This window comes from Frankia sp. CoWAU3 (assembly GCF_977971855.1).
In genome coordinates, this window is sequence record NZ_CDWWXB010000015.1 from 7171 (window position 1) to 7924 (window position 754).

1 protein-coding gene is annotated in these 754 nt (G+C 77.7%); it reads left to right on the plus strand.

What is annotated here, in order from left to right:
• Positions 1–178: 178 nt before the first annotated feature.
• A partial coding sequence (locus AC08ON_RS03175) for a helix-hairpin-helix domain-containing protein (protein ID WP_476616418.1) occupies positions 179–754 on the plus strand: 576 nt, incomplete at its 3' end.

Here is a 754-nt window from a genome sequence, read left to right on the forward strand (position 1 = left end):
ACTGTTGCCGACGCTCACCGTCTCCGCCGGGCCGGACGCACGGGTGGGCCCGGACGCACGGGTGGGCCCGGGCGCGCATCGCCTTCCTACAGCCATGCCGCCACAGCGCCGTCCCGGGTACCACGCTACCCAGCGGGCTACAACAGCGGCGGAACGGTTCGTCGTTACGCTTCCCGGCATGCCGGACGAGTACACGACCGCTTCCACCGCGGAGCCCGACGCGGTCGGCCCGCAGGCACGGCGAGCGGACCCGCAGCCAGCGGACCCCGAGGAGGTCTTCGCCGCGTTCTGCGGGGCGGGGCTGTGGCCGGGGCTGGGCCGCACGACGGCCGGCCGGCTGCCCGCGGCCGGGATCACCCGGCCCGACCACGTCGACGTCGGCCGGTTGGGCACCGTCGAGGGGGTCACCGGGCCGCGGGCCCGGCGGCTCGCCGACAGCTTCCGCGCCGTGGCGGGCACGTACGCGGTCGTCGAACTGCTCGTCGCCGCGGATCTTCCGGCCCGGCTCGCGCGCGGGGTGACCGACCTGCTGGGACCCGCGTCCGCCGACCTCCTGCGGGCCGATCCGTGGATGCTGCTGACCGCCGCCGACACCGAGATCGCCCAGGCCGACCGGTTCGCCCGCCGCCGCGGTCTGCAGCGCGACGATCCGCGCCGGGGCCCGGCGGTACTCACCCATCTGCTCGGTCGGGCCGCCTCCCGGGCCGGGGACACCGCGGGCCCCGTGCGGGCGGTGCTGCGTGCCGCCGCGCGC